Source organism: Facklamia sp. P12945 (assembly GCF_050409485.1).
GTDB lineage: Bacteria > Bacillota > Bacilli > Lactobacillales > Aerococcaceae > Facklamia.
The window spans coordinates 62,294-78,223 of record NZ_JBNUPJ010000004.1 but is presented as its reverse complement, the minus strand read 5'-3'; the positions used below and the strand labels follow the sequence as shown (position 1 = coordinate 78,223).

At 32.1% G+C, this 15,930-nt stretch carries 14 protein-coding genes; all 14 read left to right on the top strand.

Features of this window, described 5'->3' with window-relative positions; all coding sequences use genetic code 11:
• The first annotated feature begins 20 nt into the window (after positions 1–20).
• The 14 genes from rlmD to msrB all read left to right on the top strand — a co-directional run bounded on the left by rlmD (position 21) and on the right by msrB (position 15,928).
• On the top strand, positions 21–1,661 hold the full coding sequence (gene rlmD / locus ACQV2X_RS02350; protein WP_428894205.1) for a 23S rRNA (uracil(1939)-C(5))-methyltransferase RlmD: 1,641 nt from the start codon (positions 21–23) through the stop codon (positions 1,659–1,661).
• Positions 1,662–1,751: 90 nt separating this feature from the next.
• Positions 1,752–2,003: a helix-turn-helix domain-containing protein gene (locus tag ACQV2X_RS02345; RefSeq protein ID WP_428894211.1), complete on the top strand. Its 252-nt coding sequence runs from the start codon at positions 1,752–1,754 to the stop codon at positions 2,001–2,003.
• Complete coding sequence (locus ACQV2X_RS02340) at positions 1,993–3,456, top strand: N-6 DNA methylase (protein WP_428873466.1); 1,464 nt, start codon at positions 1,993–1,995, stop codon at positions 3,454–3,456. Before ACQV2X_RS02345 ends, ACQV2X_RS02340 begins: the two co-directional genes overlap by 11 nt.
• Positions 3,457–3,524: 68 nt before the next feature.
• Positions 3,525–4,109 carry a GNAT family N-acetyltransferase gene (locus tag ACQV2X_RS02335; RefSeq protein ID WP_428873467.1) on the top strand — a complete coding sequence of 195 codons (585 nt, stop codon included), beginning with the start codon at positions 3,525–3,527 and terminating at the stop codon, positions 4,107–4,109.
• Between the two features lie 80 nt (positions 4,110–4,189).
• Positions 4,190–6,589: an N-6 DNA methylase gene (locus tag ACQV2X_RS02330; protein WP_428894204.1), complete on the top strand. Its 2,400-nt coding sequence runs from the start codon at positions 4,190–4,192 to the stop codon at positions 6,587–6,589.
• 69 nt (positions 6,590–6,658) lie between these two features.
• Complete coding sequence (locus ACQV2X_RS02325; protein ID WP_428873470.1) at positions 6,659–6,925, top strand: DUF3847 domain-containing protein; 267 nt, start codon at positions 6,659–6,661, stop codon at positions 6,923–6,925.
• Between the two features lie 408 nt (positions 6,926–7,333).
• Positions 7,334–8,971: a MobQ family relaxase gene (gene mobQ, locus ACQV2X_RS02320; RefSeq protein ID WP_428873471.1), complete on the top strand. Its 1,638-nt coding sequence runs from the start codon at positions 7,334–7,336 to the stop codon at positions 8,969–8,971.
• A 112-nt stretch (positions 8,972–9,083) separates the two neighbouring features.
• A complete protein-coding gene (locus ACQV2X_RS02315) occupies positions 9,084–9,794 on the top strand; it encodes a phage replisome organizer N-terminal domain-containing protein (RefSeq protein ID WP_428894203.1) in 711 nt (236 codons plus the stop codon).
• A gap of 215 nt (positions 9,795–10,009) precedes the next feature.
• Positions 10,010–10,852, top strand: a complete 843-nt coding sequence (locus ACQV2X_RS02310) for an ATP-binding protein (protein ID WP_428884997.1) — start codon at positions 10,010–10,012, stop codon at positions 10,850–10,852.
• A gap of 524 nt (positions 10,853–11,376) precedes the next feature.
• Positions 11,377–11,550 carry a hypothetical protein gene (locus ACQV2X_RS02305; protein ID WP_428873476.1) on the top strand — a complete coding sequence of 58 codons (174 nt, stop codon included), beginning with the start codon at positions 11,377–11,379 and terminating at the stop codon, positions 11,548–11,550.
• A gap of 54 nt (positions 11,551–11,604) precedes the next feature.
• Positions 11,605–13,287: a recombinase family protein gene (locus ACQV2X_RS02300; protein WP_428873478.1), complete on the top strand. Its 1,683-nt coding sequence runs from the start codon at positions 11,605–11,607 to the stop codon at positions 13,285–13,287.
• Positions 13,288–13,498: 211 nt separating this feature from the next.
• Complete coding sequence (locus ACQV2X_RS02295; RefSeq protein ID WP_428873480.1) at positions 13,499–14,215, top strand: cytochrome c biogenesis CcdA family protein; 717 nt, start codon at positions 13,499–13,501, stop codon at positions 14,213–14,215.
• Positions 14,216–14,226: 11 nt separating this feature from the next.
• Positions 14,227–14,811, top strand: a complete 585-nt coding sequence (locus ACQV2X_RS02290; RefSeq protein ID WP_428875018.1) for a TlpA family protein disulfide reductase — start codon at positions 14,227–14,229, stop codon at positions 14,809–14,811.
• 1 nt (position 14,812) lies between these two features.
• A complete protein-coding gene (gene msrB / locus ACQV2X_RS02285; RefSeq protein ID WP_428894202.1) occupies positions 14,813–15,928 on the top strand; it encodes a peptide-methionine (R)-S-oxide reductase MsrB in 1,116 nt (371 codons plus the stop codon).
• Positions 15,929–15,930: the final 2 nt, after the last annotated feature.

Genomic DNA, 15,930 nt, shown 5'->3' with positions numbered 1-15,930 from the left:
AAATAACAGAGGAGCAATACATGGCAAATAATTTTGAAAAAAACCAACTCTTACAAGCAAGAGTAGAAGATTTAACTCATGAAGGGTTGGGTGTCGCTAAAATTGAGGGCTTTCCATTCTTTATTGAAGGAGCCTTACCACAAGAAGACATTGAATTTAAAGTCATAAAAATCGGAAAAAAATATGGCTTTGGAAAGTTAGAAAAAGTAGTAAATAAAAGTCCTGACCGAGTAGCCATAACCGATGATATCGGGCGTCAAACGGGAACGATGACCTTACAACATTTGTCTTACGAGGCACAGTTAGCATTTAAAGAAAAGGTTGTGAGAGATGCTTTTGAACGTATTGGGCATTTTAAAGATTTGACCATTCAACCGACTATGGGTATGGATGATCCATGGGGATACCGTAATAAGGCTCAAATTCCAGTTCGGATGGTTAAAAGTAAGTTAGAAACGGGATTCTTTCGAAAAAATAGTCACGACCTCATTCCAGTTGAAGACTACCATATTCAAGATCCCGCTATTGATCAAGCGATTCTAATGGTTCGGGACCTTTTAAGAAAGTACCACATTCCGGCTTATGATGAGCAAGCTCACAAAGGCTGCATGCGTCATTTAATTGTAAGAAAAGGCCATTATAGTGGTCAATTAATGGTCATTTTAGTTTCTAAAGCTAAAAAAATTCCTCAACTTGAAGAATTAATGCAAGAGATGATTAAAAAAATTCCTCAGCTGGTATCAATTATTCAAAATATTAATCCCGCCAAAACAAATGTTATTATGGGAAAAGAGACTTATTGTTTATGGGGAAAAGAGTATTTTGAAGATCAGATGTTAGAGATGACTTTCCGAATATCACCACAATCTTTCTATCAAATTAATACTCCTCAAGCTGAGCGTTTATATCAGCTGGCTATTGCAGCAGCAGAACTAGATGGCAGTGAGACTGTATTGGACGCTTATTGTGGCATAGGCACCTTATCCTTAGCGCTTGCCAAACATGCTCAAGCGGTCTATGCCATGGAAGTAGTGGTTGAAGCCGTCGAAATGGCTGAGAAAAATGCCGAAATCAATCAGATAGATAATGTGCATTTTGAAGCGGGTTTAGCAGAAGATTGGCTAGCAAGATGGAATCAAGAAGCCATTCGTTTTGATGTGGTGACAGTGGATCCACCGCGCAAGGGATTGGATCCTCAGTTTATTGAAAGCTTAGTGGAACAAGATCCACCTAAGATTGTCTATGTTTCTTGTAATCCAGCTACCCAAGCGCGTGATTGTCAACTACTTGCTCAAGCGGGCTATCAAGTCAAAAGTATTCAACCGGTTGATCTTTTCCCATTCACTAATCATGTGGAGACGGTGGCGTTATTGTCCAAACTAGATATCAACCAACATATTAAAGTAAAATTAGATATGGATGAGTTAGATGTAACGGCTTCTGAAAGTAAGGCTACCTATGAAGAAATTAAAAATTATGTATTAAAGAAACACAACATGAAAGTATCTAATCTATATATATCACAAGTAAAGAAAAAATGCGGACTTGAAGTTGGTAAAAACTATAACGTCTCAAAGAAAGAAAATCCTATAGTCCCTAATTGTCCACCTGAGAAGGAAGAAGCGATAAGGGAAGCTTTAGAGTATTTTAAAATGATTTAATGTAAGGATATTAGAAAGACAAGCTAGTATTTCAAAAGGGCAAGATAAATGATATACTAGGCATAGTGTCTAAAATAATAATTAAAATGAATATATATTAAATCAGATATAAGGAGAGATAAAATAGGAGTATCTTATAGACCTTTATGGATAGAACTAGCCAAAAGAGAAATGGGAAAAGTTGAATTTCAAGAATATGTAGGTATTTCAGGAAATTTATTAGCAAAGTTAGGGAAAAATGACTACATATCCATGAGAAACTTAGAACAGATATGTAGGAAGATGAAACTTTCTCCTAATGAAGTAATTGAATTCAAGGAGGAAGAAAAAAATGATAACTAAAGACAACCTGAAAGAATTATTAATTTTTTTAGGTTATGAAGAAGTTGACGGTAACTATTCTTATCATTTTGAAGAAACTAACTGTGATATTCTTGTAGACTTTTCAAATGAAAAAATAATTTATCCTACGGAAAAGGGGATGATAGTAAATGAAAGGCAGACTACAAATTTTTCTAGCAATGAGAATTTTGTCGTTTTAGAATGTATTCATAGGCTATTAGAAAAAGGATATAAACCGTCACACATAGAAATTGAAAAAAGATGGTCATTAGGTCATTTACAAAAAAGTGGTCGTGCTGACATATGTGTTATGAACGCTACTGGCAATGATATGCTCTTTATAATTGAGTGCAAAACCTATGGAGATGAATTTGATAAAGAGCTTAAAACATTAAAATCAGATGGTGGACAACTATTTTCATATTTACAACAAGAAAAATCTACAAAATGGCTAATGCTATATGCTTCAAGCTTTAAAGATGGAAAGCTAAACCATCAAATAAAGACAATTCCAGTATTTGATACAGAAGATATCTTAGAAAAAGCAAAAAAAGACAAAAGTATAGACCTATATGAAAATGCAAATTCTAAAGAAAAGACTTTTGAAACATGGGTAGAAACCTATGATCAGAAAACATATGGAGACTTAATTTTTTCTGAGGATACAATTGCCTATAACATTGGAGAAAAACCACTTAGAAAAAAAGACTTAAAAGAGTTTAATCCAAGAGATAAAATTGTAAATAAATTTGAAGAGATATTAAGGCACAATAATGTATCAGATAAGGAAAATGCTTTTAATAAATTAACGGCACTGTTTATTTGTAAACTTGTAGATGAAATAAATAAAGAAGAAGATGATATAGTTGACTTTCAATATAAATTCGGAACAGATACTTATGAGACCCTCTTAGATAGACTTCAAAGGCTTTATAAAGAGGGGATGGATAAATTTATGAAAGAAGAAATATTTTATGTATCATCAGAATATCCTTTAAATTTATTTTCAACCTACAAAGGACAGAATAGGAAAAATGCTATAGAAGATTTAAAAGAAACATTTAGAAAGTTAAAATTCTATTCTAATAGTGATTTTGCTTTTAAAGATGTACACAATGAGGAGCTTTTTAGACAAAATGGTAAAATTCTAGTAGAAGTGGTTAAACTATTTGAACATTACAGGATTGTATACTCATCTAAACATCAATTTTTAGGAGATTTGTTTGAACAACTATTAAATCAAGGCTTTAAGCAAAATGAGGGACAGTTCTTTACACCTATTCCAATTACAAGATTTATTTGGGAAAGCTTGCCAATAAATAACTTAAAAAGTCTTTCAAAGGAAGATGGCTATCCTAAAATAATAGATTACGCTTGTGGTTTTCGTGTCATAATTATGACAACGGCAAATAGTAACGATAGGGACAGGGCTTCAAACCCTTTACAAAAATAAAACACTTCTAAATTCCCCAATTGTGAAAATATATGATTTTGGAAAGTTGAAGGATAAAAGGAGTAAGTATGAATCAAGATATTGATATTACAGGGGTAAGGTTAGAAACCAAATCTCTTATTTTAAGACCCTTTGAGAAAAAGGATCTAAATGATTTTTATGAGTATGCAAAGGTTCCTGGTGTTGGTGAGATGGCAGGATGGATTCATCATCAATCAATTGAAGAGTCTGAGAAAATTTTAGATATGTTCATGAGTGATAAAAAGACTTTTGCAATACAAGACAAAATATCTGGAAAAGTTATCGGTTCTTTTGGTATAGATAAGTACGATGAAAGACTAGCTGGCCAAGAATTCAAAAATTTAAAATGTAGAGAAATTGGATATGTTCTAAGTAAAGATTTTTGGGGGAAGGGATACATGCCAGAAGCCGGTTTAGCGGTTTTGAAATATTGTTTTGAGGATATCGGATTAGATGCAGTTTTTTGTGGATTCTTTAAGAAGAATAATCAATCAAAGCGAGTAAATGAAAAATTAGGTTTTACTTACCTCTTAGAGCATACCTTTAAGACTAGGTATGAAACTGAAGAAGAGGCAATTTTAACCGTAATACTAAAAAATGAATGGGATAATAAGAATAAAACTAATGTTTAAAAGAAACGTGATTCTGTATGATATTTTTAGTTTGTATGGTTAACAATCCACCTAAATTAACAAAAAATCAGCATCTATAAATGTTGATATCGCTATATGATTTTGCAGGTGGAAGTGGTCACTTTTTAACAGAGGGGATTGACCTAATCAATCAGATAAAAGAAAATACCAATAATAATTGGATAGCTGAAAATATCTATGGTATAGAAAAAGATTATAGATTAGCAAGAGTTTCTAAAATCTCTCTTTTTATGAATGGTGCAGGTAGTGGAAATATCATTTTTGGAGATGGTTTAGATAATCATAAAAGCAAAGGAATTGAAAATAACAGCTTTGATATCTTAGTTGCTAATCCTCCCTATTCTGTAAGGGCATTTAAGTCACATTTAAATTTAAAAGAAAATGATTTTGAACTAACAGAATCTATATCAAATGAGGGTAGTGAAATTGAGGTTTTATTCGTTGAAAGGATATCTCAGCTTTTAAAACCTAATGGTATAGCTGCTGTTATACTCCCATCTCCTATTTTGAGCAATACATCAAACAGTTATGTAGGTGCAAGAGATGAGATTTTAAAAAACTTCAAGATAAAAGCTATTTCTCAATTTGCAGATAAAACTTTTGCTGCTACAAATACAAACACGGTCATTTTATTTTTACAAAAATATAACGAGCCACCAAAATATTTTAAAATCATAGAAGATACAGTCCAGGCTGTTTTCAACAATGAGAAAACAGCTGAATGGATGGACAACGAAATATTAGAAGATTATCTTGAGCATATAGGGGTAGAAAAGAATTTATATCTTGAATTTATAGAAGAAGCTAGAGATTATACTGATTTATTGGAAAATAATTATTTTAAAATGTATGTAGATGACTTTAAAAGCTCTACAGAATTAAGAAATTTACAAGGTCGTAGTTCATTTAAAAATCAATCAGAATCAGAACAAAAAGAAAATGTAAACAATATTTTTTATAGCAATATTAAGGAAGTTGAAAAAGAAAAAATATTCTATTTTGCTCTTGTAAGAGAGCAGGAAACAGTGGTAGTAAAATCTCCGACAACGGCAACAGGACAGTATGATTTTTTAGGCTATCAATGGTCTAATCGTAAGGGGAGTGAGGGAATACGAATTAGAAATCTAGGAGGGAGATTATATGACCCTAAAGATAGAAACAGTGATAAACATATAGCTCCTATTATTAGAAATGCATTTAATAATAACATAGTAGATATTGATGATTCTCTAGAGGAATTTATAAATATTATTCAAACAAGGAATATGCTTGACTTTGAAAGGGAAAAGTTTGATAAGGGTATAAGCCTGATTAAAAGAGAAGTCATAAAGATTAAAAGTAAATATACTGTAAAGAAAATAAAAGAGATAAATGAATTGAGTATAATTAGAGGAGTAACATATCCTAAGAATAAAGAAAGTTTAAATATTACTAGTAATATTGTTTTAACTGCTGATAATATAACGTTGCATAATATTTTAGATATAAAAAAAGAAATTTATATTGAAGATGACTACGAATTACCTGCAGAAAAACAACTGTTAAAAAATGATATTTTCATCTGTTTTTCTAGTGGGAGCTTGAAACATATTGGAAAAATGGCATTTATATATGAAAACCTTAAAAAATATGCTGGTGGATTTATGGGAATAATAAGATTAGGATCGATAGAAGAAATACTCCCTAAATATTTATTTTTGGTTTTATCATCAAATAAAATTGATCAACAAATAAAAAGTATTGCATTAGGTGGGAATATAAAAAATATTTCATCAGATTTTGAAAATATAAAAATCCCAGTACCACCTATAGAAGTACAAAAAGAAATAATATCAGAATGTGAAAAAATAGAAGAAAAATATGAAACTACTCGTATGAAAATAGAAGATTATCAATCTCAAATTCAGAAAATATTTGAAGATCTTGAAGTCATAAAAAATGATGGGGGGGGGTACAAACTAAGTGATACCAACGTGTTCAGCCTGTCTATTGGAAAGAGAGTTCTACAAAGTGAATTAACAGAAAAAGGTATACCAGTATACAGTGCCAATGTATTTGAACCTATGGGTAATATAGATAAAGCATTAATTGAAAGTTTTGAAACTGACTATATTGTGTGGGGGATAGATGGAGATTGGATGGTAAATATTTTTGAAAAAGGATATGAATTTTATCCAACTGATCATTGTGGATATATGACTATTGATGATAGTAAAATAAATCCTAGATATATGACTTATGTTTTAGAAAAAGCTGGAAAATCAGTAGGGTTTTCAAGAAGTCATAGAGCATCAATAGATAGAGTTAAAAGTATAACTATAAATGTTCCAAACATAAAGAAACAAAATGAAGAAATGGGAAAAGTTATTAAACTAGAAAAAGAAATTAAAAACTTAGAAAAAAATCAAATTGACTTAAATAGTGAAATAAGTAAAGTTCTTAATTCATATTTACAGTAGCAGAGAAAGCGATTAGAAATAAAACTCTAGTCGCTTTTTTTATGTCTAATTTTAAGAGGAGATGAAGAAATGAAAAATACAAAAAGATTAAATCAAGTAAAATATGAGATAGAAAATTTATTAGAAGAAAAAGAAAAATGTGAATTTGAACTTGAGCAATTAAAGAACCAAGAGAAGAAAATCAAAAGACAGATTAGTCAGAGAGAAAGGAAGAAAAGGACAAAAAGACTAATAGAAAGAGGGGCAATCTTAGAAAGCTATATTGAGAAAGCAGAAGAAAAAAGCAATGATGAAATTATTGAAATATTAGATAAAGTTTTTCTGAATATGGATTGATAGGAAAAAGGAAGAAGTTTTGAAAGAGAAAATAACATAATCAATCCCTTAGATTTTCTAAGGGCGCAATTATACACCCTAAAGGGTGTCCTTGCGACCTGCGGTGCTTGGCCCTTGCAGGGAGCAATAAAAGGCTAAAGCCTTTATCAAATTTTTCTAAAATACAATTTCATAAAAATATCCATTTGCTTTTTTATAGTCAAGGGTAAAATAAACTCGCTACCGCTCGCCCTTGACAATAAAAATTTGAAATGAATGGTAATCATTAAGCCGACATACTGAAATAAGAAAGTAAGTTTAGTATCGTCGGCTTTTTTTATTTTATCATTTCAAAACGCTCATTCACTAATTGGAGGTTCAAAAAAATTTATTAAGACCGACACCAAAAACAAGAAAGGAAGTTAGAAGATGGCAGAGAGTTTTCATTTTAATATTTCTATGGTAAGTAGAGGAAAGGGGAAGTCAGCAGTTTCTAGTTCAGCCTATATATCAAGAGAGAAAATAACCAATGAATGGGACGGAGTAACCCATGACTACCATAACAAAAAAGACTTAATCTACAAGGAAATATTTTTACCTGAAAATGCAAAAGAAGAATTTAAAGACAGGGCAACTTTATGGAATAGTGTGGAACTAAATGAAAAAGCAATCAATGCTCAACTGGCGAGAAGTTTTATTATAGCCTTACCCAAAGAATTAAGTATTGAAGAAAATAAAAAACTTATAGCAGAATTTATTGAAAGTAATTTTGTATCACAAGGAATGATAGCAGACCTTGCTATTCATGATGAAAGTGATGAGGGAAATCAGAATATTCACGCTCATATTATGACAACAGTCAGACCACTAAATGAAGATGGATCATGGGGGCAGAAAAGCAAAAAAGAATATGTCTTTGATGAAAAAGGGGAGCCAGTCCTTACAAAAAGTGGTAAACAAAAAACAAGAAAAATAGAACTCACTGATTGGAATAATCGGGGCAATGCTGAAAAGTGGAGGGCAAACTTTGCAGATTTATGTAATAAGTATCTTGAAGAAAATAATCTTCAAAAAAGAGTAGACCATCGTTCCTATGAAAGACAAGGACGAGATGAAATACCCACCATTCATATGGGAGCAAGTGCTTCTGCCTTAGAAATACAAGGCATAGAAACAGAAAAAGGGAATATCAACCGAGAGATTAAAAAACATAACAGCTTAGTCAAGGAAATTAAGAATAGATTATCTGAAATCAATTCATGGTTAGGAAGTTTAATCGGAAAACTTCAATCAAAGTATGATGAATATAAACAAGATAAAAAAGATGAGTTAGAGAACAAGGCAGAACTCTTTAATCTCTATGAATACATCTCAATTTACCATGATATTCAAGTGGATAAAAGAAAATACCTAAATAGTTATTGGAGAGAAAAGAAAGGTTTAGCCGACCTTAAACGATTTGCTAGTGCGAGAGTATATCTTCACGATAACAATTTAGAAACCATAGCAGATTTACAAGGGAAAATAGATAGCTTACAGGCTAAAAATAGAAAAGTATCAAAGGAAATAAAGGATAAGACAGAAGAAATAGACAAGCTGAATAAGTGCTTAGTCTATGCTGATATTATTAAAAACACAAAGGGAGTATATCAGACATGGGATAATAAAAAGGTATTTAAAGATAGCTACTACAAGCAAAATCAAGCAAAAATAGATAAATATAAAAGAGTGAGAACCTATTTAGAAAAGCAAACAGGTTCATCAGCCATAAAACCTAAAGAGTGGAAAAAGCAAGTTAATGATTTAGAGATAGAAATTGAAAGATTAAATCAAACAAAAGAAAATATTAAAGATGATTTTTCAAAGATTAATCACATTAAGTATGCAGTAAAAATAGTTAATGATGATTATGGCATTGACCTATCCATTGAAATAGACAAGTCAGTAAAGAGGGGAGAAAAGCCAAGTATCATTGAACAGATAAAAAAATTTGAAAAACAACAAGAAAAAGATGATGGATACAGACAGAAAGCAAGGGAGAAATACCAAAAAAATGAAGAAAGATAAGCACCGTTTAGAAAATAAAAGATGAAGTCCTAAATAGGAACAACATAAAAAAATAATTAGGAAATAGAGGACTGAATAAATTGTTCAGTCCTTATGAATTTAAGGAGGAGAAATGAGCGATAATAAAAAATACTACTATCTAAAACTAAAGGAAGATTTTTTTACAAGTGAAACTATAATTTTACTTGAAAGCATGAAAGACGGAGTTATGTATTCAAACATTCTACTAAAACTATATCTAATGAGCCTTAAAAACAATGGAAAGTTAATATTTAGAGATAATATACCTTATACAACAGAAATGATTGCTACTATAACTCGTCACCAAACAGGAACAATAGAAAGAGCAATTAATATATTTTTAGAACTCGAATTAATAGACCAATTACCTGATAACATTTTATATATGGCAGATATAGAATTATTTATAGGGAAATCATCAACAGAGGGGGAAAGAAAGAGAAGAGCAAGGCTTGAAAACAAAAAGAAACTAATAGCTTTAACGGACAATTGTCCACCAGAGTATAGAGATAAGAGAATAGAGGGGATAGAAAAAGACCAAATGTCCTCCACCCCCTTTTATGGTCAATTTAAAAATGTTAAGTTATCAGGAGAAGAATATAAAAAACTAGAGGAAGAGTTAAAAGACCACACTAAAATCATGGTAGATAAATTATCAAGGTATATGGAAAGTAGTGGTAAAGACTATAAAAACCACTATGTAACAATCCTTAACTGGTATGAAGAAGATAAGAATAAACTTATAAATAAATCAGATAAAAGAAAAACTACATCTAACTATGATGATAGTCCTAGCATATAAGAGGGTGGACAGGGATTTTTAGATGAGTTAATAGAAAAGATGATTAATTCTATAGGGAAGAATAAAAAAAGCCTTTAAATTAGCTTACACAATTTAAGAAATGAAAATCAATAAGAAGTACAAGGCGATTAGAAAAGTAAAAAATTCTAGTCGCTTTTTTATTACCACAAAGGGAGTAACGAATTGTTACCCCCTTATTTTTTTAGGAGGAGAAAATGACAGATAAAAATAATAACACCATAAAAATCAAAGGAGTTAATTTTAAGTACAATCTTGATAGGGATTATGAAAAAGAGGGGCATGTTTACTGTAAGTCTTGTAATGAACAAGTAGATGGAGAAGTAATAGACTTTATAAATAAAAAGATGATATTTAGAAGAGCCTGTAAATGTGATAGGGAAAGAGAAAAACTTGAAAAAGAAAGACAAAGAGCCTTAAAGGTGGAAGAAATTAAAAGAAGATGTTTTGTAGAAAGAAGTCAAAGTCAGTATACCTTTAGAAACTCTGATGAAGTCATAGATAAAGACCTAATCAGAAAGGCGAGAAACTATGTAGAGAAATTTGAAGAAATGAAAAAGGATAATATCGGTTTAATCATCTATGGGGGAGTGGGAAGTGGAAAAACCTATCTTACTTGTTCCATAGTTAATGATATCATTGAAAAACACCTTTATGAATGTAAGGTTATGAATTTTTCTCAAATACTAAATGATTTACAAAAGGGTGGATTTAACCTTGATAGAAATGAATATATAAATAGCCTAGCAAGTAAGACCCTACTAGTTCTTGATGATTTTGGCATAGAAAGAGATACAGAGTATGCTCTAGAACAAGTCTATAATGTGATAAATGCAAGGTATCAGAAAAGTAAACCGACCATTATCACAACCAATATAGATTATAGAGAACTGGAGAGGGAACAAGAAAACCTAATGCTGGCAAGAATTTATTCAAGAATACTAGAAATGGGAGTACCCTTAAAAGTAGATGGTAAGGACAGACGAAAAGAAAAACGAAAAGACAAGATAGCAAAAGCAAAAAAATTAATAGACAACTAAGAGCGACTAGAAAAGTAAAAAATTCTAGTCGCTTTTTTATTATCAAGAAGGTAGTAAGAATGTCACATTCTATTTTTAGAACGAAATAACAAGCTTAAAAGTCTCAATGTAGTCTCAAAAGAGTGTCAATCTTCGAGAAAAGCGGTCCAATAGGGTCATTTTTTCACTTTATAAAGTAGAGGGACATTTACTCTATTTGATCTTTGACAACTGAATAGACCACAACGAGACGTTATCCATTTAAGGAGCATGAGCTTAGATACGCCTAGACCTTCCTGCTTAGTAATCGGTTTAAATGAATACTAGAAAATTCTAAGGATAGAAGGAAGCAAGCGATAAATAAATGAGTTTAATTAAGGCGTGGAAACCTTAAGCGATGAATTAAGTGGTGATAATGATACTTCTACAGTTGACGCTGGCCCATCTAGAACAGGGGCAGAGGTGAGATGCCTATGTAGCAATTCCATTGCACTCGTTTATGTCATAAAACTAAATAATTCGCAAACAAGAAAGGAGGTGAGAGATTGGAGTATCAATGGAATGGATTAGCTAACTTATTAGCGGATTTAATTGGAAAATATGCTGAAGATTTGGATGTTAATAATTTGCCTAATCCTATTCCAATTACTTCTGATAATGAAGATGAAATAAAAGATATAAATTTTACAAAACTATCGCAGGAAAAAGGATTTAAATGATATAATAGTCGTGAGATAAATGTCCAAACTATTTTAAGAAAGCGAGGGTTTTGTATGAGAAAAGAGAAGAAAAAAGTTTATATTTACACGAGAGTTTCAACCACCTTGCAAATAGATGGATATTCTTTAGAGGCTCAAAAAGCTAAGATGAAAGCATATGCTGACTTTAATGACTATGAGATAGTCGGTGAGTATGAAGATGCTGGCAAATCAGGAAAATCTATTGAAGGGCGTGTTGCTTTCACACAAATGATGCAAGATATTAAGTCTGGTAAAGATTGCGTTTCCTTTGTCCTAGTTTATAAGCTGTCTAGATTTGCAAGAAATGCAGCTGACGTTCTATCAACTTTACAGGTCATGCAAGACTTTGGTGTAAATTTAATTTGTGTTGAAGATGGAATTGATTCATCAAAAGATGCTGGCAAGCTCATGATTTCTATTCTTTCTGCTGTTGCTGAAATTGAAAGGGAAAATATAAGAGCTCAATCTATGGAAGGTAGATTGCAAAAGGCAAGAGAAGGCAAATGGAATGGTGGGTTTGCTCCATATGGATATCAGCTTGTTGATGGTGAGCTACAGATAAACGAAGAAGAGGCTTATGCTATCCGTGTTATATTTGATAAGTATGTCAATACCACTATGGGAGCAAACAGCATAGCGAGATATTTAGACAACCAGGGCATAAAGAAGATTCCCAGACAAAATGGAAAGAATCCACTCTTTAGTGCAAGTCTAATCACTCGTATTCTAAAAAATCCTATCTATAATGGCAAAATTGCTTATGGTAGACGAAGAACAGAAAAGAAGCATGGGACACGTAATGAATATCAATTGGTAGAACAAGATGATTATTTAGTAGCTGATGGTATTCACGAGGCAATTATCAGTAATGAAGTATGGGAAGCAGCTCAGATTAAGGTCGCAAGCCAAGCTAAGAAATATGAATATTTACATAAGCCAAGAGGAACAACCACTCATTTGCTATCTGGCTTAATCAAGTGTCCTATTTGTGGTGTTGGCTTATTAGGCAATAAAAGCGTTAAGTATAAAAAAGATGGATCAAAGTATAAAGACTTTTTTTATTATGGATGTAAGCATAGAAAAAAAGTTCGTGGTCATAAATGTACCTTCAATAAACAAATTCGAAAAGAAATATTAGATGGGGCAGTAGCTGAAGTGATTACCAAGTTGGTAAGTAACCCAAAATTTGCTCGTCTAATGCAAGAAAAAATTAACATGAAGGTTGATACAAGTAATATAGATAATGAGATAGAAAATTACGAAAACGAGCTGAGAAAAAGTAACTTGTTAAAATCAAAAATCTTAGAAGATTTAGATAACTTAGATGTTGAGGATAAGTATTATAGTCGGATCAAAGAGGATTTCGAAAATAGATTATATAAAGCATATGACAAAATTGAAGTGATAGAGAGAAGTCTTATAGATTTAAAAGCGAAAAGAAGAAATATTGAAGCTGAAAAATTAACAGGGGATAATATATATAAGATATTGATTTATTTTGATAAATTGTATGATCTTATGAATGATGAAGAACGAAGAAAACTTATGGAAGTTCTTATTGAAGAGATTGAAATATATCAAGATAAGCAACCAAATGGACAATGGTTAAAATCTATTACTTTTAAGCTTCCAATCATTGAGGAAGATACATTAATAGGTTTGGAAAATGGAACACATGTGGAGACGGTAGCTTTATTAACAAAACTCAATAAATAAGATTTTAAACCAATGAAATTAAGAGCTGTTCCAATTTTCTTCAATAAGGAATTGGAATAGCTCTTTTTTATATGAAAAGTATAAATTGTATTAAATAATAAATAATACAATCAAATTAAAGTTTTTTAAAACGATCTTCGATTATAATCCTTTCGTCTTACTTCTATAATTAAGCTATAAAGAAAAAATACATTTTTGAAAGGAAAACATTATGATAGGAGAAAACATTTTACTCAGTTCCGTGTTTGTTGCCGGATTATTGTCATTTTTTGCACCCTGTACCTTCCCCTTAATTCCAGTCTATATTGGTTTTATGACGGATGAAGCAGGAGAATATCAAAAATTAAAAATTGGCAAGTTCGAAATCAATAAGGGAGGCATTATTAAAACCATGTCCTTCGTATTAGGACTTTCAACCAGTTTTATTATTTTAGGTTTTGGCGCAGGATGGTTAGGCCAAGCCCTAAATAATTCTTCCATTTTAATCTTTGCAGGCTTTTTAGTTTTTTTACTGGGTGTCCACCAAATGGATATCATCCACTTTAAAAAACTGGATCGTATGCGTGGAATACAAGTGAATGTAAAACAGAAAAAAGCCTTAGGAACCTATCTGATGGGTGTTTCCTTTAGTCTTGGCTGGACACCTTGTGTAGGACCAATATTAGGAGCTGTTTTAGTCACTTCCGCCAGCGGAGACACTCAATTTTACGGAGCCTTCTTGATGTTAATTTACTCATTAGGGCTAATGATTCCCTTTTTGATTATGGCGATTCTATCCACTTATATGTTAGACCGTGTTAGCTTTTTCAAAAAACATCTGGTAACCATCAAACGAACAGGTGGCTTCTTGGTAATGATAATGGGAATCGTCCTAATGACCAATCAACTTCCCAACTTAGTCGCTTATTTTAATAACTTATTCAATTAGGAGGAAATGAAATGAAAAAATTTATATTATTACTAGCTGTCGCTTCAATCGCAAGTGGTTGTGCCTTAGCTTCCAACCAAGAGACTACAGATGGCGAATCGAACAATTCAGCCCAAGAGCTTAAAAAGACAAATAAAGTTTCAGAGGATTCAAGCATATCTTCAAAAAGAGAAAGTGCTTATGATTTCACCTTAAAAGATTTAAAGGGAAAAGATTATTCTTTAGCAGAACAAAAAGGCAAGCCAGTTTATGTCAAGTTTTGGGCATCCTGGTGTCCGGTTTGTTTAGCTGGCTTAGAAGATTTAAATACTTTAGCTGGTCAAGAAAATGACTTTGAAGTTGTAACGATTGTTTCTCCTGGTTATAACGGGGAGAAAAACAAAGAAGATTTTATGGAGTGGTTTAATTCGCTAGAATACAATAATATGAAAGTACTTTTAGATGAAGAGGGCCAGACCTTTGCTAATTATGGAGTACGTTCAATGCCAACTAATGCCTTGATTGATAGTCAAGGGGTGCCAGTAAAGATTATTCCAGGTGAAATTCGCAAAGAAACATTAACTCAATTGTTTGAAGCCTTAGCAAAGGAGAATTAAGATGAAAAAGATATTCGTTTTATTGGCGTTTGCCCTATTTTTAGTCGCTTGTTCACAAGTGAGTTCTAACAATAAAGTGAATGACAGTAAATTAGCTAAAATTGACGCCATATTGGATCAAGAGAAAGCTAAAAGCAAAGTGAACCCTAACAAAGACATCGATTATTCTTCTGCTGATTTGAAAAAAATTTATTTAGCCGGTGGCTGTTTCTGGGGTGTTGAAGCCTATATGGAAAGAGTCTACGGTGTTGCAGATGTAATCAGTGGCTATGCGAATGGAAACAAGAGGGAAGTAAGTTATGAAGAAGTGATTAAAGGATCGGGCCATGCCGAAACGGTTGAGGTGACCTATGATCCGGAGCGCATTTCTTTAGATGGACTGTTAGATTATTATCTAAAAGTAGTTGATCCAACGAGTAAGAACCGTCAAGGAAATGATCGCGGTGTTCAATACCGCACAGGTATTTATTTTACTGAAACTACTGATCAAGCGATCATTCAAGCTCGCTTAGATAAAGAACAGGCCAAATATCGTAAAACCATTCAAGTAGAAGTAGAAGAATTGAAAGATTTCTATCCAGCTGAAGAATATCATCAAGATTATTTAGAGAAAAACCCCAATGGCTATTGTCATATTGATTTGAATAAGGCTAATGAACCTTTAATTGATCCGGCTCTATATCCAAAGCCAAGTGATCAAGAGCTCAAAGATAAATTAACAGCCATACAATATAAAGTAACGCAAAAAAATGATACAGAGTCTTCTTTTTCTAACGAATATTGGGATAATGAAGCAGCGGGAATTTATGTCGATGTAGCTACGGGTGAACCTCTCTTTAGTTCAAAAGATAAGTTTGATTCTGGCTGTGGCTGGCCATCTTTTTCTCGCCCCATCGCTAAGGAAGTTGTAACATATAATGAAGATTTAAGTTATAATATGAGTAGAATCGAGGTTAGAAGCCGTGCAGGCGATTCACATTTAGGTCATGTGTTTGAAGATGGGCCTGAAGAATTAGGCGGTTTGAGGTACTGTATTAATAGTGCTTCAATTGATTTTATCCCATTAGAAGAAATGAAAGCTGCAGGCTATGAATCCTTAATAAATTTTGTGAAGTAGGT

Bases quoted from the DNA above. Each gene is read 5' to 3' on its own strand.
- rlmD (WP_428894205.1), top strand. From the start codon at position 21: ATGGCAAATAATTTTGAAAAAAACCAACTCTTACAAGCAAGAGTAGAA.
- ACQV2X_RS02340 (WP_428873466.1), top strand. From the start codon at position 1,993: ATGATAACTAAAGACAACCTGAAAGAATTATTAATTTTTTTAGGTTAT.
- ACQV2X_RS02335 (WP_428873467.1), top strand. From the start codon at position 3,525: ATGAATCAAGATATTGATATTACAGGGGTAAGGTTAGAAACCAAATCT.
- ACQV2X_RS02330 (WP_428894204.1), top strand. From the start codon at position 4,190: ATGTTGATATCGCTATATGATTTTGCAGGTGGAAGTGGTCACTTTTTA.
- ACQV2X_RS02325 (WP_428873470.1), top strand. From the start codon at position 6,659: ATGAAAAATACAAAAAGATTAAATCAAGTAAAATATGAGATAGAAAAT.
- mobQ (WP_428873471.1), top strand. From the start codon at position 7,334: ATGGCAGAGAGTTTTCATTTTAATATTTCTATGGTAAGTAGAGGAAAG.
- ACQV2X_RS02315 (WP_428894203.1), top strand. From the start codon at position 9,084: ATGAGCGATAATAAAAAATACTACTATCTAAAACTAAAGGAAGATTTT.
- ACQV2X_RS02310 (WP_428884997.1), top strand. From the start codon at position 10,010: ATGACAGATAAAAATAATAACACCATAAAAATCAAAGGAGTTAATTTT.
- ACQV2X_RS02300 (WP_428873478.1), top strand. From the start codon at position 11,605: ATGAGAAAAGAGAAGAAAAAAGTTTATATTTACACGAGAGTTTCAACC.
- ACQV2X_RS02295 (WP_428873480.1), top strand. From the start codon at position 13,499: ATGATAGGAGAAAACATTTTACTCAGTTCCGTGTTTGTTGCCGGATTA.
- ACQV2X_RS02290 (WP_428875018.1), top strand. From the start codon at position 14,227: ATGAAAAAATTTATATTATTACTAGCTGTCGCTTCAATCGCAAGTGGT.
- msrB (WP_428894202.1), top strand. From the start codon at position 14,813: ATGAAAAAGATATTCGTTTTATTGGCGTTTGCCCTATTTTTAGTCGCT.